The 25,518-nt window shown below is 63.1% G+C and carries 24 protein-coding genes; 19 read left to right on the forward strand and 5 right to left on the reverse strand.

From position 1 onward, the window contains the following. Positions 1–12: 12 nt before the first annotated feature. From P2G67_RS00410 to P2G67_RS00420, 3 genes are read left to right on the forward strand one after another with little or no spacing between them, the layout of a single operon-like run. Complete coding sequence (locus P2G67_RS00410) at positions 13–1,887, forward strand: ABC transporter permease (protein ID WP_275818936.1); 1,875 nt, start codon at positions 13–15, stop codon at positions 1,885–1,887. Continuing rightward, positions 1,884–2,660, forward strand: a complete 777-nt coding sequence (locus tag P2G67_RS00415) for an ABC transporter ATP-binding protein (RefSeq protein ID WP_275818938.1) — start codon at positions 1,884–1,886, stop codon at positions 2,658–2,660. Before P2G67_RS00410 ends, P2G67_RS00415 begins: the two co-directional genes overlap by 4 nt. Then, positions 2,657–3,367 (forward strand): ABC transporter ATP-binding protein, encoded by a 711-nt coding sequence (locus tag P2G67_RS00420; protein ID WP_275818940.1) that lies wholly within the window; start codon positions 2,657–2,659, stop codon positions 3,365–3,367. The genes P2G67_RS00415 and P2G67_RS00420 overlap by 4 nt, the downstream gene beginning before the upstream one ends. 25 nt (positions 3,368–3,392) lie before the next feature. Here the strand turns inward: P2G67_RS00420 and P2G67_RS00425 are convergent, their stop codons facing one another. From P2G67_RS00425 to P2G67_RS00445, 5 genes are all read right to left on the reverse strand, one after another. Continuing rightward, complete coding sequence (locus tag P2G67_RS00425; RefSeq protein ID WP_275818942.1) at positions 3,393–4,145, reverse strand: ABC transporter ATP-binding protein; 753 nt, start codon at positions 4,143–4,145, stop codon at positions 3,393–3,395. Then, on the reverse strand, positions 4,142–4,903 hold the full coding sequence (locus P2G67_RS00430) for an ABC transporter ATP-binding protein (RefSeq protein WP_275818944.1): 762 nt from the start codon (positions 4,901–4,903) through the stop codon (positions 4,142–4,144). The genes P2G67_RS00425 and P2G67_RS00430 overlap by 4 nt, the downstream gene beginning before the upstream one ends. 7 nt (positions 4,904–4,910) lie before the next feature. Beyond that, the gene (locus P2G67_RS00435) at positions 4,911–6,044 is read right to left on the reverse strand and encodes a branched-chain amino acid ABC transporter permease (RefSeq protein WP_275818946.1); all 1,134 of its coding nucleotides are present in this window, start codon (positions 6,042–6,044) and stop codon (positions 4,911–4,913) included. Between the two features lies 1 nt (position 6,045). Continuing rightward, complete coding sequence (locus P2G67_RS00440; protein WP_275818948.1) at positions 6,046–7,071, reverse strand: branched-chain amino acid ABC transporter permease; 1,026 nt, start codon at positions 7,069–7,071, stop codon at positions 6,046–6,048. Positions 7,072–7,155: 84 nt separating this feature from the next. After that, entirely contained in the window at positions 7,156–8,496 is a 1,341-nt protein-coding gene (locus tag P2G67_RS00445; RefSeq protein ID WP_322099610.1) for an ABC transporter substrate-binding protein, read from the reverse strand. 199 nt (positions 8,497–8,695) lie between these two features. Between P2G67_RS00445 and P2G67_RS00450 the strand changes: the two genes are divergently transcribed. The 16 genes from P2G67_RS00450 to clpA all read left to right on the forward strand — a co-directional run bounded on the left by P2G67_RS00450 (position 8,696) and on the right by clpA (position 25,401). Next, a complete protein-coding gene (locus tag P2G67_RS00450; RefSeq protein ID WP_275818951.1) occupies positions 8,696–10,171 on the forward strand; it encodes a helix-turn-helix domain-containing protein in 1,476 nt (491 codons plus the stop codon). Between the two features lie 113 nt (positions 10,172–10,284). After that, the gene (locus tag P2G67_RS00455; protein ID WP_275818953.1) at positions 10,285–10,671 is read left to right on the forward strand and encodes a response regulator transcription factor; all 387 of its coding nucleotides are present in this window, start codon (positions 10,285–10,287) and stop codon (positions 10,669–10,671) included. Positions 10,672–10,673: 2 nt separating this feature from the next. Then, positions 10,674–10,928: a hypothetical protein gene (locus P2G67_RS00460; RefSeq protein ID WP_275818955.1), complete on the forward strand. Its 255-nt coding sequence runs from the start codon at positions 10,674–10,676 to the stop codon at positions 10,926–10,928. Beyond that, a complete protein-coding gene (locus tag P2G67_RS00465) occupies positions 10,928–13,660 on the forward strand; it encodes a sensor histidine kinase (protein ID WP_275818957.1) in 2,733 nt (910 codons plus the stop codon). The genes P2G67_RS00460 and P2G67_RS00465 overlap by 1 nt, the downstream gene beginning before the upstream one ends. A 191-nt stretch (positions 13,661–13,851) precedes the next feature. After that, positions 13,852–15,510, forward strand: coding sequence for a cytochrome-c oxidase, cbb3-type subunit I (ccoN, locus tag P2G67_RS00470; RefSeq protein ID WP_275818959.1), 1,659 nt, complete (start codon positions 13,852–13,854; stop codon positions 15,508–15,510). A 6-nt stretch (positions 15,511–15,516) separates the two neighbouring features. Continuing rightward, positions 15,517–16,254, forward strand: a complete 738-nt coding sequence (gene ccoO / locus P2G67_RS00475; protein ID WP_275818961.1) for a cytochrome-c oxidase, cbb3-type subunit II — start codon at positions 15,517–15,519, stop codon at positions 16,252–16,254. A 6-nt stretch (positions 16,255–16,260) separates the two neighbouring features. Further along, positions 16,261–16,431, forward strand: a complete 171-nt coding sequence (locus tag P2G67_RS00480) for a cbb3-type cytochrome oxidase subunit 3 (protein ID WP_275818963.1) — start codon at positions 16,261–16,263, stop codon at positions 16,429–16,431. Beyond that, positions 16,422–17,297 (forward strand): cytochrome-c oxidase, cbb3-type subunit III, encoded by an 876-nt coding sequence (ccoP, locus tag P2G67_RS00485; protein ID WP_275818965.1) that lies wholly within the window; start codon positions 16,422–16,424, stop codon positions 17,295–17,297. Before P2G67_RS00480 ends, ccoP begins: the two co-directional genes overlap by 10 nt. Then, positions 17,294–17,503, forward strand: coding sequence for a hypothetical protein (locus P2G67_RS00490; RefSeq protein ID WP_275818967.1), 210 nt, complete (start codon positions 17,294–17,296; stop codon positions 17,501–17,503). The genes ccoP and P2G67_RS00490 overlap by 4 nt, the downstream gene beginning before the upstream one ends. A 49-nt stretch (positions 17,504–17,552) precedes the next feature. After that, positions 17,553–18,404 carry a DUF2189 domain-containing protein gene (locus P2G67_RS00495; protein WP_275818969.1) on the forward strand — a complete coding sequence of 284 codons (852 nt, stop codon included), beginning with the start codon at positions 17,553–17,555 and terminating at the stop codon, positions 18,402–18,404. Further along, positions 18,401–20,698, forward strand: coding sequence for a cation-translocating P-type ATPase (locus P2G67_RS00500; RefSeq protein ID WP_322099611.1), 2,298 nt, complete (start codon positions 18,401–18,403; stop codon positions 20,696–20,698). The genes P2G67_RS00495 and P2G67_RS00500 overlap by 4 nt, the downstream gene beginning before the upstream one ends. Beyond that, entirely contained in the window at positions 20,695–20,880 is a 186-nt protein-coding gene (gene ccoS / locus P2G67_RS00505; RefSeq protein WP_275818970.1) for a cbb3-type cytochrome oxidase assembly protein CcoS, read from the forward strand. The genes P2G67_RS00500 and ccoS overlap by 4 nt, the downstream gene beginning before the upstream one ends. 68 nt (positions 20,881–20,948) lie before the next feature. After that, positions 20,949–21,743, forward strand: coding sequence for an SDR family NAD(P)-dependent oxidoreductase (locus tag P2G67_RS00510; protein WP_275818972.1), 795 nt, complete (start codon positions 20,949–20,951; stop codon positions 21,741–21,743). Positions 21,744–21,947: 204 nt separating this feature from the next. Continuing rightward, a complete protein-coding gene (locus P2G67_RS00515; protein WP_275818974.1) occupies positions 21,948–22,487 on the forward strand; it encodes a phasin family protein in 540 nt (179 codons plus the stop codon). A gap of 244 nt (positions 22,488–22,731) precedes the next feature. Then, positions 22,732–23,061 carry an ATP-dependent Clp protease adapter ClpS gene (gene clpS, locus P2G67_RS00520; RefSeq protein ID WP_275818977.1) on the forward strand — a complete coding sequence of 110 codons (330 nt, stop codon included), beginning with the start codon at positions 22,732–22,734 and terminating at the stop codon, positions 23,059–23,061. Positions 23,062–23,070: 9 nt separating this feature from the next. Beyond that, complete coding sequence (gene clpA / locus P2G67_RS00525) at positions 23,071–25,401, forward strand: ATP-dependent Clp protease ATP-binding subunit ClpA (protein WP_275818979.1); 2,331 nt, start codon at positions 23,071–23,073, stop codon at positions 25,399–25,401. Positions 25,402–25,518 lie beyond the last annotated feature (117 nt).

Raw genomic sequence — 25,518 nt, forward strand, 5'->3', positions numbered from 1 at the left:
GGCACCTAATCCATGGAATTCCTGCTGCAGCAACTGCTGACCGGGCTTGCAAGCGCCTCCGGCCTCTTTCTCGTGGCCAGCGGCTTGACGATCATTTTCGGGGTGACCCGTATCGTCAATTTCGCCCACGGCAGCCTCTACATGCTGGGTGCCTATCTTGGTGTCAGCCTGATCGGGTTGTTCGGCGGGGGGACGCTGGGCTTCTGGGGCGGGCTGCTGCTGGCGGCACTGGTGGTGGGGGCGGTGGGCGCCCTTTTCGAGATGGCGGTGTTGCGGCGCATCTATCAGGCGCCCGAGCTCTTCCAGCTGCTGGCAACCTTTGGGCTGGTTCTGGTGGTTCAGGATGCAACGCTGTGGATCTGGGGCGCGCAGGATCTGCTTGGGCCGCGTGCCCCGGGACTGGGCGGAGCGACGCAAGTCTTTGGCCTTCGGGTTCCCACCTACGACATCTTTCTCATTCTCTTCGCGCCAGTGGTCCTCGGCGCCCTCTGGCTGCTGTTCAATCGCACCCGCTGGGGCATCCTGATCCGCGCGGCGACCCAGGATCGCGAGATGGTCTCGGCCCTGGGCGTGAACCGAAAGTGGCTCTTTACCGGGGTCTTCTTCCTTGGCGCGGCACTGGCCGGGCTCGGTGGGGCAGTGCAGCTTCCCAAGGGTAGCGCGCACCTGCACATGGACCTGCAGATCATCGCCTCGGTCTTTGTGGTCGTGGTGGTGGGCGGCATGGGTTCGATCCTGGGCGCCTATCTGGCGGCCCTGCTGATCTCGCTCATCCGGGTCCTGCTCATCACCAATGCCCAGGTTACTCTGGGTGGGGTGGCGGCCTGGCAGATGGAACTGGTCTCCATGTTCCTGGTGATGGCGCTGGTGCTGATCCTGCGCCCCTGGGGGCTGCTCGGCCGCCGGGAGGTGCTGGGCTATCAGCACAGCGGCACACCTGAGCCGATGCTGCGTCCCGCCGACCGCAGCTTGCAGCTGGCGGGCCTGGCGGTTCTCGTGCTGCTGCTTGTGCTTCCCTGGATCGCCGGCCCCTATCTGGTGTCGGTGGCGACCGAGGTGCTGATCTTCGTGCTCTTTGCCGCCTCACTGCAGTTTCTGATGGGTCTGGGCGGCGTGATCTCCTTCGGCCATGCCGCTTACTTCGGCCTGGGCGCCTATGGCGTCGGCCTGGCCGTTCGCCATTGGGGCGCACCAATGGAGCTGGCGCTGTTGGCCGCGCCGCTGCTGGCGGCGGGCGGCGCGCTGCTCTTCGGCTGGTTCTGCGTGCGCCTCAGTGGCGTCTATCTTGCGATGCTCACGCTGGCTTTCGCGCAGATCGCCTGGTCCATCGCCTTCCAATGGATCGAGCTCACCGGCGGCGATAATGGGATCATCGGAATCTGGCCGCCGGCCTGGGTGGGCAGCGTAACAGCCTACTACTACTTCGCAGGGACGATCTGCGTGATAGGCTTGCTGCTGCTGCGGCACTTCGCCTTCGCGCCCTTCGGCTACACCCTGCGCGCCGGACGGGATTCGCCCCTGCGTGCCGATGCCATCGGCATCGACGTGCGCCGGCACCGCTGGCTGGCATTCACGCTGGCTGGCTGCTTTGCCGGAGTCGCGGGCGGGCTTTTTGCCTACCTCAAAGGTTCGGTGTCCCCGGAGGCCATGGCGTTGCCCTTATCGGTGGACGCTTTGGTCATGGTGCTGCTCGGCGGCGTCCAGGCGCTGACAGGCCCCATTGCCGGGGCGGCGGCCTTCACCCTGCTGAAGACCGAACTGCTCAGCTTGACCAATTACTGGCGCGCCATACTTGGTTGCATCATCATCCTGTTGGTCGTGCTCTTTCCCCAGGGTCTGGCCGGTGCCACTGCGGGTTTGCGTCGCCGCGGGGAGGGGCAGGCATGACCGCCTTGCTGCAGGTTCGCGGCCTGTCCAAAGCTTTCGGCGGTGTGCAGGCGGTGCGCGCCGTGGACTTCGACCTGAAGCCCGGCGAACTGCTGGCCATGATCGGCCCCAATGGTGCGGGCAAGTCCACCTGTTTCAATCTCATCAACGGCCAGCTGCAGCCCGACGCCGGCAGCGTGCGGCTGGCGGGCGAGGAGATGATCGGTCTGACGCCGCGGCGAATCTGGCGCCTTGGGGTCGGCCGCACCTTCCAGATCGCAGCCGCCTTTGCCTCCATGTCGGTTCGCGAAAATGTGCAGATGGTGCTGATCGCCCATCACCGGCGCCTGCGCGCCCTGCTGCCCTCGGCCGCGGCGCTCTACCGGGATGAGGCGATGGCGCTGCTGGAGCAGGTGGGCATGGCCGGCCAGGCGGAGCGTGCCTGCGGCATCCTGGCCTATGGCGACATCAAGCGGGTGGAACTGGCACTGGCATTGGCGGCCGCGCCGCGGATGCTCCTGATGGATGAACCCACGGCCGGTATGGCCCCGGCCGAGCGCAAGGCGCTGATGGCGTTGACGGCGAGCATCGTGCGCGAGCGCGGCATTGCCGTGCTCTTCACCGAGCATGACATGGATGTGGTCTTCGGCCATGCCGATCGCATCATGGTGCTGGATCGCGGCCAGAAGATCGCCGAGGGCGAGCCTGAGGCCGTGCGTGCCGATCCCCAGGTGCAGGCCAGTTATCTTGGCAGCGGCGCCCCGGCGGGTGCGGGCTGGGAGGCGGACGCATGAGCCCGGTGCTGCAGGTCGAGAACCTCGAGGCCTTCTACGGCCGCGCCCAGGTGCTCTTCGGCCTCTCCTTTGCCGTGGCCCGCGGAGAGGTCGTTGCCCTCATCGGGCGCAATGGTGCCGGAAAGTCGACCACGTTGAAGGCGATCATGGGCATGCTCGCGGGCACCAGGGGGCGGGTCCATTTCGCCGGGCAGGAGGTGACCGGCTGGCCGTCGCATCGCATCGCCCGCCTGGGGCTGGGCTACGTACCCGAGGAGCGGCGGATCTTTCCCGAGCTCACTGTGCTGGAGAACCTCGAGGTGGGGCGCCAGCCGCCGCGTGACGGGGCCCCGCAGTGGACACCGCAACGCCTCTTCGAGCTCTTTCCCAACCTTGGAGAGATGCGAGACCGGGCCGGCGGCCGCATGTCCGGCGGTGAGCAGCAGATGCTCACCATCGCCCGCACGCTGATGGGCAATCCCCAGGCGATCCTGCTGGATGAGCCGTCGGAAGGCCTCGCCCCCGTGATCGTCGAGCAGATGGGGCGCACCATCGCTGCACTGAAGGATGAAGGGCTGAGTGTCCTGCTGAGCGAACAGAACCTCCAGTTCGCCGGCGCCTTGGCGGACCGCGCCTGCGTCATCGAAAGCGGCCAGCTCCGCTTCGAGGGCAGCATGGCGGCACTGCGCGCCGACCGGGCGGTGCGAGCGGCTTACCTCGGCCTTTAAGGTTCAGCCTTCCGCCGCAGGCCGATCAGATCGCCAGGTACTGGTTGCGCAGGTCCTCGTTGGCCAGCAGCTCGTCCGGGGAGCCGCTGTAGACGATCTGACCCATGTCGAGGATGAGCGCGCGGTTCGCCAGCTGCAGCGCGGCCACGGCGTTCTGCTCCACGATAATTGTGGTGATGCCCAGTGCCTTAATCTCGCGCACGATGCCCTCGATCTCGCGCACGATCACCGGCGCCAGGCCCTCGTAGGGTTCGTCCAGCAGCAGCAGCTTGATGTCACGGGCCAGGGCACGTGCCACTGCCAGCATCTGCTGCTCGCCGCCGGAGAGCGTGATGCCTTCCTGCTTGCGGCGCTCCGCCAGGCGCGGGAAGTGCTGGTAAATCTGCTCCAGGGGCCAGCCCTTGGGCTCGGCGATCTGGGCGAGCTGCAGGTTCTCCTCCACGGTCAGGCCGGGGATGATGCGGCGGTCCTCCTGGACCAGCTGGATGCCTTTCTGGGCTGCCTGGAAGTCTTTCAGCTTGTGGATGGCTTCGCCGCGCAGCCAGATCTCGCCTGATTTCAGTTCAGGCTCCGCCGCCCTGGCAAGAGTGCGCAGGGTCGAGCTTTTGCCGGCGCCGTTGCGTCCGAGAAGGGCAACGACGTCGCCTTCGTTCACATCAAAGCTCACGCCCTGAACGATATAGCTCTCGCCGTAGTAGGAGTGGATGTCGCGCACGCTGAAGAAAGGGGTGGCTTGCGACTCACCGCTTAGATGCGGCCGGGTCAGAGTGGTTGTCATACCTGTGTGCCTCCCAGGTAGGCTTCCTGAACCTTGGGATTGCCGCGGATTTCTTCCGGGGTGCCTTCGGCGATGATCTGGCCTTGCGCCAGTACGCTGATGCGGTCGGCCAACGAGAAGACGACGTGCATGTCGTGCTCGATGATAACCTCGGTCATGCCACGCAGTTTAATCTTCTTCAGCAGTTCGATCGTCGTGTTGGTGTCATGGCGCGACATGCCTGCTGTGGGCTCGTCGAGTAATAGCAGGCGCGGTTTCTGAATGAGACCCATGGCCAGTTCGAGCCGGCGTTTGTCGCCTCGGGAGAGACTGCCTACCAGCTGATGCTGGTGAGAGAGCAATCCCACGTCCTCGAGCCAATGCTCCGCTTCGCTTTCAAGCTGCCGTTGATCGGCAACAGCCTGCATCATATTGAGGCGGAAGGCACCGTCACGTTTGGCGAAAGCCGGAAGCATGACATTCTGCTTCACGCTCAGGTCCGGGAAGATTGCCGGAGTCTGGAAGACCCGCACGACCCCCATCTGATTGATTTCGTGGGGTTGCCTGCCAGTGATCACGTCACTGTTGAAGATGACGGCACCGCGATCCGGGGGGAGGCGTCCGATGCAGACATTGAGCAGGGTCGACTTGCCGGCTCCGTTGGGACCGATGATCGCGTGGGTGGTTCCTTGCTTGATCTGCAGGTTGATGTTGGAGAGAGCCCGAAGACCGCCGAAATTCTTGTCGACGTCTGAGACGTCCAGGACCGGTTGACTCATCTTTGCATTACTCCGCCGGCTTGAGCTGACTGCGTCGCGTAGGATGCTCTGAAGAACGGCGGCGCAGGTTCTTCATCACGCGCCTGCAACCCTCCATGATGCCGCCCGGCAAGAAGATCACAATCAGCATGAACATGATTCCGAGAGTGAGATGCCAGCCCTCACCGACGAAGGGCGAGACGATCATCACGATGAAGTCCTGCAAGCCGTCAGGCAGGAAGGCAAAGATCTCGTTGAGCTTGGCGTCACTGAAGGCCGAGAAGATGTTCTCGAAATACTTGATGATTACCGCGCCAATGAAGGGTCCGAGCAGCGTGCCGGCTCCACCAAGGATGGTCATCAGCACGACTTCTCCCGAAGCGGTCCATTGCATGCGTTCGGCGCCCGCAAGTGGGTCAGTCACCGCCAGCATTCCCCCCGCAAGGCCGGCGTACATGCCTGAGATGATGAAGGCTGTGCGGGCATAGGGCTTGGTATTGAAGCCGGTATAGGACATGCGCGTCTGATTGGACTTGATGGCGCGCAGCGCCATGCCGAAGGGGGAGTTATCGAGGCGCATGGAGAAGTAGAAGCAGGCGAGCAGGATTAAGGCGCAAAAGTAGAAGCCGTACATCCCGTGCATGGACAGCCCAAAGAGATTCGGAAGCGTGCCGTCTGCGCCAAAGAGGCGATCAAGAACGCGCGGATCGGTGTTTGCCAGCTGAAGCCCGCTGTCGCCGTGGGTGATTGGCATGAGCACCGAATAGGCCAGGCTGTAGGACATCTGGGCAAAGGCAAGTGTCAGGATCGAGAAATAGATGCCCGAGCGGCGCAGGCTGACCACTCCGACCAGCGCGGCAAAGACACCGCCGACCACCATCGCGAAGAGCAGGGCCGGGATCGGGTTCAGGGACAGCAGTTTGAAGGACCAGACGGCGGCATAGGAGCCAGCGCCGAGGAAGGCGGCATGACCGAAGGAAAGGTAACCCGTCATGCCGAAGAGAATGTTGAAGCCGATCGCGAAGACGCCAAAGATCATAAACCTTTGCATGAGGTCTGGATAACCGGCGCCGAAGGGCTTCAACCAGAGCGGCATCGCAACAATCACCAGTGCGAAAATCGCGAGGTAAAGCAGGTCCTTGCGGGTCTTGTAGAATGTCATTTTAGCCCTCCATCACGCCCTTGCGTCCCATCAGCCCACGCGGAAGGGTGAGCAGGACGATGATTGCAACAACGTAGAGGATGACTTGGTCGATTGCGGGGAGGACCCTCGTCACCGCAGCCATGGAGGCGAAGGACTCTACGATACCGAGAAGGAAGCCGGCGAGGACTGCGCCTGGGATCGAGCCCATTCCGCCCACCACGACAACCACGAAGGAAAGCACCAGGAAATCCATGCCCAGATGATAGTTGGGCGACACGATCGGTGAGTAGAGGACACCGGCCACGCCTGCGACCACGGCAGCGATGCCGAAGACCACCGTGAAGCGCTTTTGAATATTGATGCCGAGGAAGCCCACCGTCTGGCGATCCTCCATGCCGGCGCGGATCACCATCCCGTAGGTGGTGAACTGTAGGAAAGCTATAACCAGGCCGATAATTAGCAGGGCAGAGCCAAGATAGATAAGTCGCCACCAAGGGTAGAATATGTCCGTGCCAATCCCCAGTGATGCGCTGAGATTGAGGCTGCTCGAGACAGCCGGCGGCGCGTAGACAGGGATGGCATTGGCCCCGAAGCTCGCCTTGACGATCTCCTGCAGAACGATAGCGAGACCAAAGGTGACCAGAATTTGCTCGGCGTGGGTCCGCTTGTAGAAATGGCGGATCAGGCCGCGTTCCATCGCCCATCCGATCAGCAGCATCACCGGGATGGCCAAGAGAATGGCCAGGGGGACCGAGTACTGAACGAGGAAGGTGCCGAAGTCGCCGAGCCAGAGTTCGACAACAGGGGTACGCACCTCAAGCGGCGTTCCCCAGGGTGACAGTCGCTCCGGGTCCACTGTCACTGTTTCAAGCCGCACCAGCCGCGAGAAGACGACGGCGCAGAAGGCGCCGATCATGAACAACGCCCCATGAGCGAAGTTGACCACCCCCAGGGTACCGAAAACGAGAGTCAGACCGAGCGCGATGAGCGCATAGGCTCCGCCCTTGTCCAGCCCGTTGAGAAACTGAAGAATCAGCCAATCCATGATCTGTGCCTTGTTCAGGAAACGCCCGATATCGAACGGGTGTAACCGCGATGGAAAGTCTCCATCGCGGTTACTTTCAGGTTACTAGCACTGGCTGCGGATGGGGCCCAATTCGCCGCCCCATTTGTCGTCCTCGTAGAGGATTTGTTCGGAGTCGACGACCTGGAACACGTCCTGAATGTCGAACCGGTCCTCAGGATCCTCATTACCCTTAACCACGAGCACCTGCTTGAAGCACTGGTGGTCACCTCCGCGATAGAGAGTTGGGCCGTCACCGAGACCGTCGAACTCGAAGTCTTCCAGAGCCTCGACGACGCCTTCGGGATTGAACGTGCCAGCCCTTTCGCAGGCGTTCGCGTAGAGTAGAGCCTGCACGTAGCCGGTGTGGGCCGACTGGGAGGGGGGGTGCCCGTAGGCCTGGCCGAAAGAGCGCACAAAGGCCTGGGTGCCCTCGTCTTCCAGCTTCCACATCCAGTTCGCGGTGCCGAGAATGTCTTTCACCGCGTCGCCGGCGGCCTGGGCGTTTAGGTCGGAGAACATCGGAACGACGATCTCGAAATTCTTGCCGTTAGCCTGGCGCTCACGCAGGCCGAACTGAACCGCCTGAGTCAGGGCATTGGCCATGTCGTTGCCATAGTGGTTGAGCACCAGGACATCGGCTCCTGAGTTGGCCACCGGAGTGAGCCACTGAGAGTAGTCTGACGTGCCGAGTGGTGTGAGCACCCGTTCAGCGGTTTCCCATCCGAGACTTTCGGTGGCCTCGACGATCGACTCTTCCTGGGACCAGCCCCAGTTGTAGTCGGCGGTGATGTGATAGGCCCGCCGATCAGCGCCATAGGCATCGACGATCACCGGAGCCAGTGCCTGGCCCGACATGTAGGCGTTGAAGAAGTGCCGGAAGCCGTTGCGTCGCTTGTCCTTGCCCGTCGTGTCGTTCGAGTGGGTCAGGCCGGCCATGTAGATGATGCCCTTGTCCGAACAGAGGGACTGCACGGCAATTGCCTCTGCGGAGGAGACCGAGCCTGTCACCATGATGGCACCGTCACGCTCGATCATGCGGTTCGAGGTGGCGCGGCCAGCATCTGCCAGGGCCTGGCTGTCGCCCGAGACGAACTCTACCTTTTTCCCGAGGACGCCGTTCCCCTTCAGGACCGAGCCCTTGAAGGTGTTCAGCATGCCGCCATCACCTTCGCCGTTGAGATGCTGAACGGCGAGCTCATAGCCTCGGAGCTGATCGGCGCCTTCATCCCCATAAGGACCACTCAAGGGAACGCTGAAGCCGAAGGTCACCGAGCCACCGGTGGGCATGTTGCAGAATTCCTGCGCCCGGGACGCGCTGGTGAAGATGGTCGGCATGGCAAGCCCGGCGCCCGCAATCGCCGTTGTCTTCAGAAAGCGACGTCGGTCCACATTGCGAAAGTTCATCATTTCCTCCCCAGTTTGGGATGGGCCGCATTAGCTTGAGCCCGGTTGGTGATGGCAGTGATTTGCCAAGGAGCATTTTCCCAGAATCTGTCAACTACGCAACAAGTGTTTGTTTAAACAGGATTTTTTTGTTAAGAATTATGTTGGTGCACTGCGGTATAAGTGAATAATTAACAAGCGTGGAATCGGAGAGGTCGCTATGAGCAGGGATTTGGTTGGTTTGAAGATCCGGGCGTTGCGCAAGGAGCGAGGCCTGCTGCAAGGAGAGTTGGCTCGCAGAGCGGGCATATCCCCCTCTTATCTCAATCTTATTGAGCGCAACAAACGCGCGGTTGCCGGCGGCCTGCTTGACCGCATCGCTGAGGGGCTAGGGGTCCAACGCCATCTGTTGGATGAAGAGTCCGATCGGTACATCGTTGATACCTTGAGCGAGATCACTGCTGATCCTCTGCTGGCGGAGGGGGTGGGGCATCCGGGCGCGGCTGTGGAACTGGTGGGGCGCTATCCCGGCTGGGCAAAGTTGATGCTGCGGCTTTACCAGGCCTATCAGGATCGGAACCAGGCCGTGATGGCCCTGGCGGATCGACTGAATCGGGATCCTTTCCTGGGTGAAAGCATTCACCGCGTCCTCACCCATGTGACGGCGATTCGCGCCGCCGCCGAGATCATCGAAACCGACGATGCCCTCTCCCCGTTGGATCGGGGGAAGTTTCTCTCGATCATTGCCTCGGACGCAGGCCGGTTGTCGGAGACGGCGCAGGGACTCTCGAACTTCTTCGACAGCGCCCAGGTGCGCATTGGCTCAGCCACAGCAATGGAGCATGTGGACAGCTTCATCCTTGGTCATCAGAATCACTTTCCAGCGTTAGAGGAGGTGGCTGCCGAGCTGCGTCGCAAGGTGCGAGCGCATGACGAGCCGGAACGGGCACTCGAGCGGCTTGCTCCAGGAGATGCGGGGCCGCGGAAGATTGAGAATGTGCTTCCGCTGGAGTCACGGCGTTTTGCGCGGGTGAAGAATCTCATGAAGCTGCCGGCGAAAGACGCCGTGGACGCGCTTACGGTAAAGAACCCGATACTGAGCGATGAGGCGGCGAAAGCCTTGGCGGCTTCCGCCCTCTACTCTTACGCCGCTGCGGCATATCTCATGCCGTATGAGGAGTTTCTGGAAGCCGCAGAATCCTGCCGCTATGACCTGGATGTCTTGAGTCAGCGGTTTGAAGTTTCTTATGAGCAGGCGGCCCATCGCTTGGCCACGCTTCAGCGGCCGGGTGCCAGCGGTTTGCGCTTTGCCTTTATGCGCTCCGATCCTTCCGGCTATGTCACCAAGCGTCTTCCGCTGCCGCGTCTGCCGCTACCGCGCTATGGTACCGCCTGTCCCCTCTGGGTGGTTTATAGCGCCTTTCAAACGGCCGGAGTGACGGTCCGATCCTTCGGCGAGCTTCCCACCGGAGAGCAGTTCTTCTTTTTCGCGCGGGCGGTGGAGAAGCTGCCATCTCCTCCCGGGGCTCCGCGGCGGCTGCTCTCGATTATGCTTGCCTGTCCCGCGGAGGAAGCGCAGCGGGTTTCAGCAGCAGATGGGCTCAATCGTCCTTCGGCCATGGTTTCCCTTGGCACTGTGTGTCGCCTCTGCCCGCGCGACTGCGCGCATCGTCAGGAAGCGCCCTTGATCACTTGAAGGCTGGATTACCAGAATCACGAGGCCAGAATTCTGGTGAACGGCGTGGCCGGAGCAGTTAGGCTCGCCGGAGAGACAAGAAGAACGCCGGATATGAGGGGGAGCGCGAGGGAGTGTCGGACCGCCGCCTGTTGGTTGTTGAGGACGAGAGCAATATCGCCGAAGCCTTGAGTTATGTGCTTCGGCGCGCCGGATTCGTCGTGGAAACCGTGAGTGACGGCGATCTAGCCCTTCAGCGCCTGCAGCGGGAGCATTTCGCTGCGGTTGTCTTGGACATCATGATTCCCGGGACCAACGGTTTCGAGATACTGCGCGCCGTGCGTGCTGATCCAGCATTAGCTGACCTTCCTGTTCTGGTGCTCACTGCCCGGGGCCAAGCCAAGGACCGCCAATTGGCGGAGGAGCTTGGCGCCAGCGCCTTTGTCACGAAACCCTTTTCGAATGCTGAGGTCGTCGAGCGCCTCTGCGCCTTTACCGGCTGCTCACAGCAGGAGTCCTAGACATGAGCGATCTGGAAAGCCACAGCCATGGCATCAGGGATGCCGCTGTCGTTCTGCCCTTCGCCATGGCGGCTCTGCTTCTGCCCCCTCTTGTTTTGGTCTTCGCTCGACCGACGCTGGTGGCCGGCATTCCCCTGATCATCCTCTATATATACAGTGTCTGGGCACTGGCGGTGCTTAGCGCCTTCCTGATCGCGCGGCATCTGGACCTTCGCGAGCGGGCACGTCGTAAGGAGGACGCTGGCGTCTTGGGCTGATGCTGCACGCCGATTTCGTAATCATCATCTGCCTGATCTACGTAGCGATCCTTTTCAGCGTCGCATTTGCTGGTGATCGCAAGGCGCGGCGCAACCCAGGCGGTTGGCTGTCCTCTCCCCTGGTCTATACCCTTTCCATATCAATCTATTGTACCTCCTGGACCTTCTTTGGCGCGGTCGGAACAGCGGCCCGGGACGGTTTCGATTTCGCGCCCATTTACCTGGGGCCGGTCATCGTCTTTATCGGGTGGTGGGTTTTCCTGCGCAAGTTGGTGACGGTGGGGCGGGTGCACCAAACCACCTCGATCGCTGACTTCATTTCGGCACGTTTTGGAAAGCACCCGGGTCTCGGGGCGCTTATCACCATTGTGGCTCTTGTCGCCACCGCGCCCTACATCGCGCTTCAATTGAAGGCTCTAACCGACAGCTATCAGGTTCTGACCCATCCCGCGGGCGCGATCGTGGCCTCCAGCACCATATTGAAACCCGACTATTCGGTCGCCTTCTGGCTCGCGGCGGGTCTCTGCTCTTTCGCGATCATCTTTGGCGTTCGAAACCTCAACGTGAACGAGCACCATCATGGGGTGATTGCGGCGATCGCCGTGGAAGCAGTGGTCAAGCTGGCTGCCTTGCTGATTGTCGGTCTCTGGGTGGTCCTCAGTATCCGCGGCGTGCCGGCCGAGATGTTCGCCAATGCCCCTGTCAGCCTCATGCAGCCCGCAGATACCTTCAATGTGCGCTGGATCACGCTCATCTTCCTCTCGGGAATCGCCGTCGTCTGTCTGCCCCGGCAGTTTCAGGTGATGGTGGTGGAGAACTCGAGCGAGCGACAGATTCGCACTGCCTCGTGGCTTTTCCCGCTCTATCTCTTCCTGCTTTGCCTCTTTGTGTTTCCGATCGCGATTGCCGGTCTGAATCGCCTGCCGGCCGGTGCGAACCCCGATCTCTATGTCCTCACGTTGCCACTCCAGGAGGGGCGGCCCCACCTGGCGTTGCTGGCTTTCATCGGTGGTTTCTCCTCGGCAACATCCATGGTGATCATCTCGTCCATCGCCTTGTCGACTATGATCTCCAACCACCTGATCGTGCCGCTGGCCCTGCGCTTTTCGGTCATTCCTTCGGCCAGCACTCAGAGCGTGCGCCGATTCATCCTGAATACGCGACGCGCCTCGGTCATATTCATCGTCTTCCTGGGCTTCCTTTATTATTGGCTCAGCGGCACCTCCAGTGCGCTGGCTTCGATTGGCCTGATCTCCTTCTGCGGCGTGGCACAGTTCATGCCGGGGATCATCAGCGGACTTTTCTGGCGCCGCGCCAGCGCCAGCGGCGTGATCGTCGGGATGATCGCAGGCTTTATACTCTGGGCCTACACGCTATTTTTGCCCAGTTTCGGAGGCATGTTCTTCATGCCGCTGTCGGTGATCGAGGGAGGTCTCTTAGGCATCACCTGGCTCAAGCCCTATGCGCTTTTTGGGCTTTCGGGCCTCGATCCGCTGGTGCACGCGGTCTTCTGGAGTCTTTTCGTCAATGCGACACTGCTGATCGGGATTTCCTTGATCACGGAGCCGACGCCCCTGGCGCGACTGCAGTCCGCGCTTTTCGTCGATGTCTTCCGCCGACAGACTGAGAGTGAGCAGAGGATCATGCGGCGCACCGCGCGGGTGGCGGATCTGCGCCAGGTGGCCGAGCGTATTCTGGGACCCCGCGAAGCAGTGCAGCTTTTCGCCAGTGGCCAAGGGGCTAAGCGCACGGTGATCGCCAGCGATGACCTCCTGAGCCAGGTGGAGCAGCGGTTGGCGTCGCATATTGGCGCCGCCTCGGCGCGGTCAATGGTTTCGCGGGTGGTGACTAACGAGACGATCAGCGTGCAGGAACTCAAGCGCCTGGCCGGCGAGGCGGAGCAGATCCGCGCCTATTCCGAGGAACTGGAGCGCAAGTCGCGGCAGGTGGAGGAGGCGGCAGCGGAGCTGGCCTCTGCCAACCGGCGCCTGCGAGAGATCGACAAGCAGAAGGACGAATTCCTGAGCCAGGTGAGCCACGAGGTGCGCACACCCATGGCCTCGATCCGTTCCTTCAGCGACATCCTGCTGCACGACCGGGACATGGAGGAGGCGCGCCGGGAACGCTTTTTGGCCATCATCCAGAACGAAAGCATCCGGCTGACTCGCCTGCTGGACAGCATTCTGCACATGAACCAGATGGAGCGCGGCGAGACCGCTTGGCCGCTCGAACTGCTGGATCCTGAAGAGGCGTTGGACCAGGCGCTGGAGAGCTGCGAGGCGCTGGCGCACTCGGCGGGCGTGCGCCTGGAGCGCGGCCAGCGGGCCGGTCCTGTCCAGGTATTGGGTGATTCGGACAAGCTGGCACAGGTCTTCATCAACCTGATTTCCAACGCCATCAAGCACAATGCCGATACCGCGCCTTTGGTCCGGGTCACCAGCGCGGTTCGTGATGGTGTCTACGAGGTGCGCATTGCAGACAACGGCCCCGGCATTCCGCCACAGGAGCGGGAACTGATCTTCATCAAGTTCGAGCGCGGGCGCTATGCCGGGCGCAGTGGCGCTGGCTTGGGTCTGCCGATCAGCCGCCAGATCGTGGAGCGCTTTGGCGGCAGCCTGGAACTCGCGGAAGACTGCAAGGTGGGAGCAGAGTTCGTGGTCCGGCTCCGGCCGGTCGAGGCGAGCAGAGCCCGTGACGTGGGAGAGGACGCGCCGCCGGCGGCCGCCAAGTGAACGGCACCGGTCTCCCGATAATGCCGATTGCTGTGGCAAAGAGCCTCATACGGAATTCTACGCATTGTAGTGCCCCGGCTCTTGGGCAAGTCTTACCCCGTATGGAGAAATGGAGAGGTGAGTCATGAACCAGTCTTGTGCCAAAGTGCCAAGCGGTCGTGGCAAGGCCTGGGTCAGCAAGCGGGGGTAAAATGGTTGGCCAGCTCACGAAGACCGAGCGGCAGTTCGGCCTTGCCATCGCCGTGCTCGTCACGCTGCTCGGCTTGGCGATGGCTGCGGCCGGTCGACAGGACCTGCTCGGCGTTCACGGTCTCATCGTCGTTGCCTTTGGTGTCGGCGCCGCCTTTCTGGTGATTTCCGGCGCCCACCTGCCGGAGCCTGCCAAGGAGCGGCTGGCGCACTACTACGACGACCCCATCAAGGTCGGCATCATCCTATCGATGATCTGGGCCATCTTCGGCCTGTTCATCGGTGTCTGGGTGGCCGCCCTGCTGGCTTGGCCCGAGCTGACTTTCGATGCTGCCTGGTCGAGCTTCGGGCGCCTGCGGCCGGTGCACACCACCTCGGTGATCTTCGGCTTCGGCGGCAACGCGCTGATCGCAACCTCCTTCCATGTGATGCAGCGCACCTCGCGCGCACGCATGCCCGACCAGCTCAGCCCCTGGTTCGTGCTGATCGGTTACAACCTCTTCTGCGTGCTGGCCGCCAGCGGCTATTTCATCGGCATCACCCAGTCCAAGGAGTACGCCGAGGCCGAGTGGTACGCCGACCTCTGGCTGGTGGTCGTTTGGGTGACCTACCTGGTGCTCTACCTGCGCACCCTGGCCCGCCGGCAGGAGCCGCACATCTACGTGGCCAACTGGTACTATCTGGCCTTCATCCTGGTCGTGGCGATGCTGCACATCGTCAACGGCCTGGCGATGCCAATCTCCCTGGCGAGTGCCAAGAGCTATCCGATCTTCTCGGGCGTGCAGGACGCCATGGTGCAGTGGTGGTACGGCCATAACGCCGTGGCCTTCTTCCTGACCGCCGGCTTCCTGGGGATGATGTACTACTATCTGCCCACCCGGGCGGGGCGGCCGATCTTCTCCTATCGCCTGTCCATCATCTCCTTCTGGGGCATCACCTTCTTTTATATGTGGGCGGGCTCGCACCACCTGCACTACACCGCCCTGCCGCATTGGGTGCAGACACTGGGCATGACCTTCTCCGTCATGCTGCTGGTGCCCTCCTGGGCCTCTGCGGCGAACGCGCTCCTGACTTTGAACGGCGCCTGGCACAAGGTGCGCGACGACGCGACCCTGCGCTTCATGATGGTCGCGGCGGTCTTCTACGGACTCAGCACCTTCGAAGGCTCATTCCTGGCCATTCGCTCGGTCAACTCGCTCTCGCACTACACCGACTGGACGGTGGGGCACGTTCACGCCGGTGCCCTGGGCTGGGTGGCGCTGATCACCTTCGGGGCGATCTACGCCGTCGTGCCCAAGCTCTGGAACCGCAAGAGTATGTATTCCTGGAAGCTGGTAGAGGTCCACTTCTGGCTCGCCCTGGCCGGAACGCTGGTCTACGTCTTCGCGATGTGGAACTCGGGCATCATCCAGGGCCTGATGTGGCGCACCTACAACGAAAGCGGGACCCTGGCCTACTCCTTCCTCGAGTCCATGATCGCTATGCATCCCTACTACGTGGCTCGCACCTTCGGCGGACTGCTGTTCCTCACCGGTGCTGCGGTCGGGTTCTACAACATCTGGAAGACCATCAAGGAGGCGCCGGCGGTGCAGGAAGAGACTGCTCCCGATCGTCCCGCCACCATGCCGGCGCGTGTCGGCACGGTCGAGGCCGGGGAGTAAGCGGCCATGTTCGGAGCGCACTACAAACTCGAACGCCATTCCATCGGCTTCGCGCTGGCCATCATCGTGGTGGCCAGCATCGGCGGGCTGGTGGAGATCGCGCCGCTCTTCACCATCGACGAAACGGTGGAGGAGGCCCCTGACATGCGGGTTTACACCCCGCTCGAGCAGGCCGGTCGCGACATCTACATCCGGGAGGGCTGCTATGCCTGCCATTCCCAGATGATCCGCACTCTGCGCGATGAGGTGGAACGCTACGGACCCTACTCGCTTGCAGTGGAATCCCAGTACGACCATCCCATGCAGTGGGGGTCGAAGCGGACCGGACCCGACCTGGCCCGTGTCGGCGGCAAATACTCCGACGAATGGCACGTCGCGCACCTGAACAACCCGCGCGACGTCGTGCCAGTCTCGGTCATGCCAGCCTATTCCTGGCTCAGCCGTAACACCCTGGACATGAGCGATTTTGACCTTCGTCTCAACGCCCTCAGCAAGATCGGCGTGCCCTACAGCGAGGAGATGATCGCTAATGCTCAGGCCGACGCCTACGGCCAGGCCATGCCGAACAGCGATCGCGCGGCCGGGGTCGTGGAGCGCTATGGCGAGGCGACCAATGTGCGGTCCTTCGACGGCAATCCCGACCGAGTGACCGAAATGGACGCGCTGGTGGCCTATCTGCAGGTGCTCGGTCGCCTGACCGATGCCGCTTACCGGAACGACTCAGAAGAAGCGCTGGAGGAGTGAAGGCCCATGCCTTTCGAGCACGAATCCCTGGTGGCTTTCGCCAAATCATTCGGCCTTTTCTATCTCTTTGCATTCTTTATCGGCGTGCTGATCTACGCGCTTTGGCCGTCCAACAAGAACCGCTTCGATCGTGCCGCCCACAGCATTCTCAACGATGAGGACCGGCCATGTCGGTAGGCGAGCGCGATCCCCATACCGGTCACATGACGACCGGGCACGACTGGAACGGCATCAAGGAACTGAACACGCCGGTGCCCAAGCCCGTGCTGCTCTTCCTGGCGGCCACGGTGATCTTCTCGCTGGTCTATTGGGTGCTCATGCCGGCTTGGCCGCTCGGTGTGTCCTACACCAAAGGCCTGCTAGGCATTGATCAACGCACCACGGTCGAGACCCGTCTGAGCGAGGCGGCGCAAGCGCGGGCGAACTGGTCCGAGGCCCTGGCCGAACAGGATTTCGGTCAGATTGCCGAGGACGACACCCTCATGGCGATCGTCCGGCACAGCGGCAGTACACTGTTTGGTGACAACTGTGCCGTTTGCCATGGCGATCGCGGCGAAGGTGGGCCTGGATACCCTGCGCTGACCGATGGCTCCTGGCTGTGGGGCGGCGAGGCGGATGACATCTGGGAGACCCTGCGCGTCGGCGTCAATGCCGAGCACTCCGAGACTCGCATCGCCGAGATGCTGGCCTTCGGGCGTGACGGCATCCTCGACCGTCAGACGGTTCTGGACACGGTGAGCTACGTACAGTCGCTCTCCGGCGCCATGGATGGCCTCGATCCCGATGCCGTGACGCGCGGCGAAGAGGCTTTCGCCATGAACTGCTCCGCCTGTCACGGTGAAAGCGGGCAGGGGGACGCCACCATGGGCGCGCCGGACCTGACCGACGACTTCTGGATCTACGGCGGCGATCGCAACGCCATCTATCAGTCGATCTTCCACGGGCGGCGGGGGCATATGCCGCAGTGGGAGACGCGGCTGAGTCCGGTGGAGCGCAAGATCCTGACACTTTACGTGCGTGACCTCGGGGAGCAGGCGCGATGACAGCGCCGAAGGAGGCCTCCGCCCGCCGGCGCTGGCGTCCCAGGCTCCTCATCGGCCTGGCGGTGGCGGCTGGTGTGCTGATCGTGGTGGGCGCCAACGCGCATCTCCTGCACGTTGCCCTTACGTCCCAGCCGGAGTGCGTGCCGCACGAGAAGGTGAGCGACGGGCAGCCGGACAGCTTCCGTGCCGCCCGCTCCTCCTGTTGATTGAGAATGATGACCTGCCCAAAGACACAGGTAAAGCGAGCGCAGTGACATGACGAGGCTTCCCGATCCCGTACCGCCGCTTCCGCGCGACCGTGGCCTGAAGCGCGACTTTCCCGTTTCCGCCGCTTTCGACTGGCTGGGGCAGGGCTGGTCCGACTTTAAGGCTCAACCGGCGCCCAGCCTTGCCTACGGCATTGCGGTCTTTATCGTCTCGCTGCTGGTGGTGGCAGCGTTGGTCACTCTGTCCAGGGACTACATCCTGCTGCCGGCTCTCGCCGGTTTCATGGTGGTCGGACCGGCGCTGGCGATTGGCCTCTACGAGAAGAGCCGCCGTCTGGCGGACGGGGAGTCTGTTGGCCTCATGGACATGCTGCGGGTGCACTCGCGCTCCGGCGGGCAGGTCATCTTCACCGGCGTGCTGCTGATGCTCCTGATGCTGCTGTGGATGCGCGCGGCCGTGCTGCTCTACGCCCTTTTCTTCGGTCTGACGCCCTTCCCGGGACTGGGCGAGGTGATCGGTCTGCTGTTCACCACCGCGTCGGGATGGGGCTTGCTGCTCGTCGGCAGCCTGGTGGGCGGGCTTTTTGCTGCCTTCGCTTTTGCCATCAGCGTCTTCTCGGTCCCCATGCTGCTCAATGAGCGAAGCGACGCGCTGACGGCTATGGGCACCAGCATGGCCATGGTCTGGAACAATCTTCCGGTGATGGTCACCTGGGGCGCCATTGTCGTGGTGCTTTCCGCGGGCGGTGTGGCCACAGGCCTGCTCGGCCTGATCGTGGTTTTCCCGGTGCTCGGTCATGCCACTTGGCATGCCTACAAGGCCATGCGCCGCGAATCCCACATCGCCGAACAGGCTGAAGTCGCGGCGGCCCAGGATCGAGCCCGGGAAGCCGTCACGTGACCTGCTGCCCGTCCAAGTCGGTGGAGTCCGGGACGTCCAAGCCCAGTTCCATTGAGCGCGACGGTTCATCGGCTGCTGCTGGGCGAGAGGAGTTGCGCCTGGAAAGCCGCAAGACCGACGAGGGGCAGCATGTGGTGGAGCTCGCCGTTCCCGCAATGCATTGCGGCGGCTGTATCCGGCGCATCGAAGGCGCGCTCAATGCCTTGCACGGCGTGGTGGGCGCGCGGGTCAATCTGACGGCCAAGCGCGTGGCTGTGCGTTGGGAGGGCGAGGATCCCCCGCCTCTGTTGGAGACGCTGCAGGATCTGGGCTATGACGCCCACTTCTATAGTCCGACGGAAGACCGCAAGGATCGGGTGCTTTCCGAACTGCTGCGCGCGCTCGCCGTGGCCGGCTTTGCGGCCGGGAACATCATGTTCCTGTCCGTGTCGGTCTGGTCGGGTGCTGATGCCGAGGCCAGGGATCTCTTCCATTGGATATCCGCGGCCATCGCGCTGCCGGTGCTGGCCTATTCCGGGCGGATCTTCTTCCGCTCCGCCTGGGCGGCGCTGCGGCGCGGGCAGACTAACATGGATGTGCCGATTTCAATCGGCGTGCTGCTCGCCTTCGGCATGAGCCTTTACGACACCATCAATCACGGCCCACACGCGTACTTCGATGCCACGGTCATGCTGCTGTTCTTCCTGCTGATCGGCCGCACGCTGGATCATGTCATGCGCGAGCGGGCGCGCTCGGCGGTGGCGGGACTGGCACGGCTCGGGGCGCGCGGTGCGGTGGTCGAGGACGAGGAGGGCGGTCGCCGCTACCGACCTGTCGAGGAGATCGAGGTGGGCGCGCGGGTGCTGGTGGCGGCGGGCGAGCGTGTGCCGCTGGACGGTGAGATCCTTGCCGGCACATCCGATCTCGACGCTTCCCTGGTGAGCGGGGAGAGCGAGCCCTTGACCGTCGCTCCCGGCGCCCGGCTCCAGGCTGGTACGCTGAATCTCACCGGGCCGCTGACGCTGCGGGCGACGGCCACTGCGCGCGACTCCTTCCTGGCGGAGATGATCCGCCTGATGGAGAGCGCAGAGGCCGGCCGTGGCACCTATCGCCGGATCGCCGACCGCGCCTCGCGGCTCTATGCCCCGGTGGTGCACTCCCTGGCGCTGCTCAGCTTCTTCGGCTGGATGATGGTGGCGGGGGACTGGCATCTGGCCGTGACCATCGCCGTTGCCGTCCTGATCATCACCTGTCCCTGCGCTCTTGGCCTCTCGGTGCCGATGGTGCAGGTGGTCGCCGCGCGTCGCCTCTTCGACCAGGGCATCATGGTCAAGGATGGCGGTGGGTTGGAGCGGCTCGCCGAGGTGGACACGGTGGTGTTCGATAAGACCGGCACCCTGACCCTTGGCCGGCCCCGACTGCTCGAACGCAACAGTCTGGATCAGGAAGCGCTCGGAATCGCCGCGGCCCTGGCCGCCTATTCCCGCCATCCGCACTCGCGCGCACTGCTTGACGCGGCGGGCACGCAAGTGCCCGGAACGGCCTTCGAACAAGTGGAGGAGCAGCCTGGCTACGGCGTCGAGGGCCGCTCGGGCGATGCGGTCTATCGACTGGGTCTGCCGTCCTGGGCGCTGACGAACGAGGAGGATGCGGGCGAGGGCGGCACGGTGCTCAGTCGCGACGGCCGGCTGCTCGCGGTCTATCGCTTCGAGGACCCCTTGCGTCCCGGTGCGGTGGAGGCGGTGTCGGCGCTGCGGCGGCGGGGGCTGGCCCTGGAGATCCTGTCCGGCGACCATCCTGCCGCGGTCGAGAACCTGGCCCGGCGCCTGGGCATCACCGAGCATCGCGCAGCGACCCGGCCGGCGGACAAGGCGGCCCATCTGGCGGCCCTGGCTGGCAGCGGACGCAAGGTGCTGATGGTGGGGGACGGGCTGAACGACGCGCCGGCTCTGGCGGCCGCACATGTTTCCATGGCGCCGGCCAATGCCGCCGACGTGGGGCGCAACGCGGCGGATCTCGTCTTTCTGCGCGACAGCCTTGAGGCCGTTCCTGGCGCACTGGAGATCGCCGAGCGGGCGGGGCGGCTGGTGCAGCAGAACTTCGCGCTGTCGGCGCTCTATAATGTCTTGGCCTTGCCCTTTGCGGTGCTCGGCTTCGTAACCCCCTTGATCGCCGCGCTGGCCATGTCCCTTTCGTCCATCCTCGTGGTGGCCAATGCTTTGCGCCTCAACGGCAGTCGGCGCCGTTCGTGGCGCTCTGCCACCTCCAAAGCGCATCAGGCCAGCCCCGCCACAGCACCGGAGGCAGCATTATGACCGCCCTGCTCTGGCTCATACCCATCTCGCTCGGGCTCGGGCTTATCGGCCTGGGCGCCTTTCTCTGGTCGCTGCGCAGCGGGCAGTACGAGGACCTCGATGGGGCCGCCCAGCGCATCCTGTTCGACGAAGAGGATGGTCCCGGAGGCTCAAAGGGGGAGGCGGGTAAAGCTTTGCACTGACCCTTCCCGGGCAGACGTGTTAATGCCTCGCTCATCCCAGATGTCGAGCGGAGGCGCAGCAGCCGACCATGAGCAGTGAACAGCAAGCCGAACAGACTCCCAGCGGCGTGCCGTTGAACCCGCCAGCGGGAGAGCGTCCCACCGTGGTGTTGACAGGCGCCAGCCGCGGGATCGGTCACGCCACCGTGCAGCGCTTCAGCCGCGAGGGCTGGCGGGTCATCACCTGCTCGCGTGAAGGCATTCCCGACGAATGCCGTCGCGATCCCAACTGGACTCATCACATCACCGTCGATCTCGGCGATCCAGCCGGCGTCGAGGACTTTGTGGAACAGGGCAATGCGGTCCTGGGCGAAGGCGGGCTGCACGCGCTGGTCAACAACGCCGCGGTGTCGCCGAAGACTCCCTTCAAAGAACGGCTTGGTTGCCTCAACGGTGAGATCGAAGGGTGGCGGCGGGTCTTCGAGCTCAACTTCTTTGCGCCGCTGGTGCTGGCCCGCGGTTTTGCCGTGCCTTTGCGCAAGGCTCAGGGCTGCATCGTCAACATCACCTCGATCGCCGGGCATGCCATTCACCCCTTCGCCGGCTCGGCCTACTCCACCTCAAAGGCTGCGCTTTCCGCCCTGACCCGGGAGATGGCGGTCGAGTTCGCCGAACTGGGCGTGCGCGTCAACGCCGTGGCGCCGGGAGAGATCGAGACCGCGATGATCGGCCCGGAGTATGAATCGCTGATCCCGCGCATTCCGCTGCGGCGCATGGGCACACCGGACGAGGTGGCCGGTGCGGTTTTTCGTCTCTGCACGCCGGATTTCGGCTACGTCACCGGTTCGGAGGTCTTTGTCACCGGGGGTCAGCATCTCTTCTGAGTTCTGACTGCTGGTCCTTATGGCGAAATTTTGCTGCAGCGCACAAAAACTACCTTGACTCCCGATAGGGGCTGATTATGTTCCTTGTCATGCTGCGCTGCAGCAAAGCGGTCACCCGGAACAAGGTACCGTTCAAGGGGACGCGGCATCAGGGATGCGCGTTCTCCACAGAATGCAGCCCCCTAGAACTCAGGAGATATTGCCATGTCCACCGCTTCCAGCAAGAAGAGCACTTCCACCCAGGACGCCATGAAGCCCGTCGAGGCTGCCGTCAATGCCGGCAAAGAAAGCGTCGAGGCCTTCGTGAAGGTCAGCACCGACGCTGCCTCCAAGCAGTACGAGCAGGCCATTTCCATGACTCAGGAGCAGGTCGAGAAGACCTCCGCTTCCCTGTTTCAGAACTACAACGAGCTGACGTCTGTGAACCAGGCGAACTTCGAGGCCTTCGTTGCCTCCAGCAACAGCTTCGCCAAGGGCTTCGAGGCGCTCAGCAAGCAGATGCTCGCCATGACCCAGGCGAACATGGAGCAGAGCCTCACCGCTTCCAAGAAGCTGATGGGTGCGAAGACTGCTCAGGAGTTCGTTGATCTGCAGAGCGAGTTCACGCGCGGCCAGATCGACAAGATGCTCTCTGAGTCGGCCAAGCTGACCGAGCTCAGCGTGCAGGTCGCCAACGAGGCTTTCCAGCCGCTGCAGGCGCGCATGCACCAGAACGTCGAGAAGATGATGAAGCCGGCGGCCTGACCGTCTGCAACATCCCGGTTTTACCGGTCTTGAAGGGCCCGGCGGAGCGATCCGCCGGGTCTTTTTGATTCTGCCCGCTGTTGCAGCCGATGGGAATGCCTATATCCCTGTCAGGGACGACGACTGGATCTGGTCGGTCCGGCGGGTCACAGGAAGCCGTCATCATCCGCCGGGATTCGTGATAGACTGTGAGCACGCGACAGGTAACGGGCCCGCCGGGCCCGCGGATAGGTTTGAGGGCGATATGAGTGATGATCAGGGCGGCAGCGGCGGCCGCGGCCCCTCTACACAGGTGGTGGTTAAACCCCGTGTGCGGCCAAAGAAGCCGGCGCTCTACAAAGTGTTGATGTTGAACGACGACTACACACCCATGGAGTTTGTTGTTCACGTTCTGGAACGCTTCTTCGGAAAAAATCGTGAAGAAGCAACGCAGATTATGTTGCACGTGCATCGACGTGGTGTTGGGATTTGTGGAGTCTTTACCTACGAGGTGGCCGAGACCAAGGTGACCCAGGTGATGGACTACGCACGCAAGCATCAGCATCCGCTGCAATGCACGTTGGAAAAGGAGTAGGCGAGACCCATGCTCTCCCCCAGCCTGGAAAAGACCCTTCACCGAGCGCTCGCGCTGGCCAACGAGCGGCGTCACGAGTACGCGACGCTTGAACACCTGCTGCTTGCCCTCGGTGAGGACAACGATGCCGTAGCTGTGATGCGCGCCTGTGGCGTCGATGTCGACAGGCTGACCTCGGAACTCACCGAGTACATCGATAACGAACTCAGCAACCTGATCAACGTCCATGCCGGGGAGAGTAAGCCCACGGCCGGATTTCAGCGCGTGCTGCAGCGTGCCGCCATTCATGTGCAGTCCTCGGGCCGGGCCGAGGTGACCGGCGCCAACGTGCTGGTGGCCATGTTCTCCGAACGCGAAAGTCACGCGGTCTATTACCTGCAGGAGCAGGATATGACCCGACTGGATGCGGTGAACTATATCAGTCACGGCATCGCCAAGGTCTCCGGCAAGGAGCAGGCTCGCACCGTGCACGGCTCGGAGAACGACGCACAGTCCGAGAAGGTCGTGCGCAAGGGACGCGAGGCGCTGGATGCCTATTGCGTCGACCTCAACCGCAAGGCGGGCGAGGGGCGGATCGATCCGCTGATCGGCCGAGCTGCCGAGATCGAGCGCACCATCCAGGTGCTCTGCCGCCGCACCAAGAACAATCCCCTTCTGGTCGGTGACCCCGGTGTCGGCAAGACTGCCATTGCCGAAGGGCTGGCCAAGCGAATCGTCGACAAGGACGTGCCCGAAGTGCTGGCCGAGGCCACGATTTTCGCCCTGGACATGGGGGCGCTTTTGGCCGGCACGCGCTATCGCGGCGACTTCGAGGAGCGCCTGAAGGCGGTGATGACCGAGATGGAGCAGCAGGATCACGCGATCCTCTTCATCGACGAGATTCACACCGTCATTGGCGCCGGCGCGACGTCGGGCGGGGCCATGGATGCCTCCAACCTGCTCAAGCCGGCGCTGCAGACCGGCACGCTGCGCTGCATCGGCTCCACCACCTACAAGGAATACCGCAACTACTTCGAGAAGGACCGCGCCCTGGTGCGGCGCTTCCAGAAGATCGACGTCAATGAACCCAGCGTCGAAGATGCGGTGAAGATCCTGCGCGGTCTCAAGCCCTATTACGAGAAGCACCATTCGGTGCGCTACACCAATGAGGCGCTGCGTACGGCCGTGGAACTGGCGCACCGCTACGTCCACGACCGCAAGCTGCCGGATAAGGCCATCGACGTGATCGATGAGGTCGGCGCCGCCCAGGCCTTGTTGCCAGAATCACGCCGTCGCAAGCTGATCGGGGTGAAGGAGGTCGAGGCCATCGTCGCCAAGATCGCCCGCATTCCGCCGAAAGTGGTCAATCGCGACGACAAGGAAGCTCTGCGCAACCTAGAGCGCGATCTCAAGACCATGGTCTTCGGGCAGGACTCGGCCATCGACACGCTGACGGCTGCAATCAAGCTGTCTCGCGCCGGCCTGCGCGACCCGGAGAAGCCCATCGGCAGCTACCTCTTCGCCGGCCCCACCGGTGTCGGCAAGACCGAGGTGGCCCGCCAGCTCGCGCGCACGATGGGCATCGAGCTCACGCGCTTCGATATGTCCGAGTACATGGAGCGCCATTCGGTCAGCCGCCTTATCGGCGCGCCGCCGGGCTACGTCGGCTTCGACCAGGGCGGTCTGCTGACCGATGCGGTGGACCAGCACCCCCACTCAGTGCTGCTCCTGGACGAGATCGAGAAGGCGCACCCCGACCTGTTCAACGTGCTGCTGCAGGTCATGGACTACGGCAAGCTGACCGACCACAACGGCAAGACAGTCGATTTCCGCAACGTCATCCTGATCATGACCACGAACGCAGGAGCGGCGGAGATGGCCAAGCCGGTGATCGGCTTCGGGCGCGAAGTCCGCACGGAAGAGGATCTGGAAGCGATCAACCGCCTCTTCACGCCGGAGTTCCGCAACCGACTGGACGCCGTGGTGTCCTTCGCAGGCCTCTCGCCGGAAACCATTGGCCGCGTGGTCGACAAGTTCGTCATCCAGCTCGAGGCGCAGCTTGCCGACCGCAACGTGACCATCGAGTTGAGCGATGCGGCCCGCGCCTGGCTGGGACGGAAGGGTTACGAACCGGCCTATGGTGCGCGTCCGCTCGCCCGCGTGATCCAGGAGCACATCAAGAAGCCCCTGGCCGAGGAACTGCTCTTCGGGCGCCTCATGGAAGGCGGAACGGTGCGCATTGATGTCGACGGTGAGGGCCTGAGCTTCCACTTCGAGGAGCCCGACAAGGCCACGAAACGCAAGAACTCTGGCCCGGACGACTCCTCATCGCAGCCGAAAGTCCCGCTTCTCGTAGAGTGACGCTCCTCCGGTGGGGCCTGGAAGGTGACACAAAGCTCCTCGCTTTCTCGCGCGTGTGACCAAAAGTGGTAGGCGCGGATGACAAGCGGGGGGCAAGCTTTCGCGGGTGCTTGAGCC

This window comes from Aquibaculum arenosum (assembly GCF_029222965.1).
Lineage (GTDB): Bacteria > Pseudomonadota > Alphaproteobacteria > Kiloniellales > DSM-21159 > Aquibaculum > Aquibaculum arenosum.

Excerpts from the sequence above, each read along its gene's own strand:
- P2G67_RS00410 (WP_275818936.1), top strand. The coding sequence starts at position 13 with ATGGAATTCCTGCTGCAGCAACTGCTGACCGGGCTTGCAAGCGCCTCC.
- P2G67_RS00415 (WP_275818938.1), top strand. The coding sequence starts at position 1,884 with ATGACCGCCTTGCTGCAGGTTCGCGGCCTGTCCAAAGCTTTCGGCGGT.
- P2G67_RS00420 (WP_275818940.1), top strand. The coding sequence starts at position 2,657 with ATGAGCCCGGTGCTGCAGGTCGAGAACCTCGAGGCCTTCTACGGCCGC.
- P2G67_RS00425 (WP_275818942.1), bottom strand. The coding sequence starts at position 4,145 with ATGACAACCACTCTGACCCGGCCGCATCTAAGCGGTGAGTCGCAAGCC.
- P2G67_RS00430 (WP_275818944.1), bottom strand. The coding sequence starts at position 4,903 with ATGAGTCAACCGGTCCTGGACGTCTCAGACGTCGACAAGAATTTCGGC.
- P2G67_RS00435 (WP_275818946.1), bottom strand. The coding sequence starts at position 6,044 with ATGACATTCTACAAGACCCGCAAGGACCTGCTTTACCTCGCGATTTTC.
- P2G67_RS00440 (WP_275818948.1), bottom strand. The coding sequence starts at position 7,071 with ATGGATTGGCTGATTCTTCAGTTTCTCAACGGGCTGGACAAGGGCGGA.
- P2G67_RS00445 (WP_322099610.1), bottom strand. The coding sequence starts at position 8,496 with ATGAACTTTCGCAATGTGGACCGACGTCGCTTTCTGAAGACAACGGCG.
- P2G67_RS00450 (WP_275818951.1), top strand. The coding sequence starts at position 8,696 with ATGAGCAGGGATTTGGTTGGTTTGAAGATCCGGGCGTTGCGCAAGGAG.
- P2G67_RS00460 (WP_275818955.1), top strand. The coding sequence starts at position 10,674 with ATGAGCGATCTGGAAAGCCACAGCCATGGCATCAGGGATGCCGCTGTC.
- P2G67_RS00465 (WP_275818957.1), top strand. The coding sequence starts at position 10,928 with ATGCTGCACGCCGATTTCGTAATCATCATCTGCCTGATCTACGTAGCG.
- ccoN (WP_275818959.1), top strand. The coding sequence starts at position 13,852 with ATGGTTGGCCAGCTCACGAAGACCGAGCGGCAGTTCGGCCTTGCCATC.
- ccoO (WP_275818961.1), top strand. The coding sequence starts at position 15,517 with ATGTTCGGAGCGCACTACAAACTCGAACGCCATTCCATCGGCTTCGCG.
- P2G67_RS00480 (WP_275818963.1), top strand. The coding sequence starts at position 16,261 with ATGCCTTTCGAGCACGAATCCCTGGTGGCTTTCGCCAAATCATTCGGC.
- ccoP (WP_275818965.1), top strand. The coding sequence starts at position 16,422 with ATGTCGGTAGGCGAGCGCGATCCCCATACCGGTCACATGACGACCGGG.
- P2G67_RS00490 (WP_275818967.1), top strand. The coding sequence starts at position 17,294 with ATGACAGCGCCGAAGGAGGCCTCCGCCCGCCGGCGCTGGCGTCCCAGG.
- P2G67_RS00495 (WP_275818969.1), top strand. The coding sequence starts at position 17,553 with ATGACGAGGCTTCCCGATCCCGTACCGCCGCTTCCGCGCGACCGTGGC.
- ccoS (WP_275818970.1), top strand. The coding sequence starts at position 20,695 with ATGACCGCCCTGCTCTGGCTCATACCCATCTCGCTCGGGCTCGGGCTT.
- P2G67_RS00510 (WP_275818972.1), top strand. The coding sequence starts at position 20,949 with ATGAGCAGTGAACAGCAAGCCGAACAGACTCCCAGCGGCGTGCCGTTG.
- P2G67_RS00515 (WP_275818974.1), top strand. The coding sequence starts at position 21,948 with ATGTCCACCGCTTCCAGCAAGAAGAGCACTTCCACCCAGGACGCCATG.
- clpS (WP_275818977.1), top strand. The coding sequence starts at position 22,732 with ATGAGTGATGATCAGGGCGGCAGCGGCGGCCGCGGCCCCTCTACACAG.
- clpA (WP_275818979.1), top strand. The coding sequence starts at position 23,071 with ATGCTCTCCCCCAGCCTGGAAAAGACCCTTCACCGAGCGCTCGCGCTG.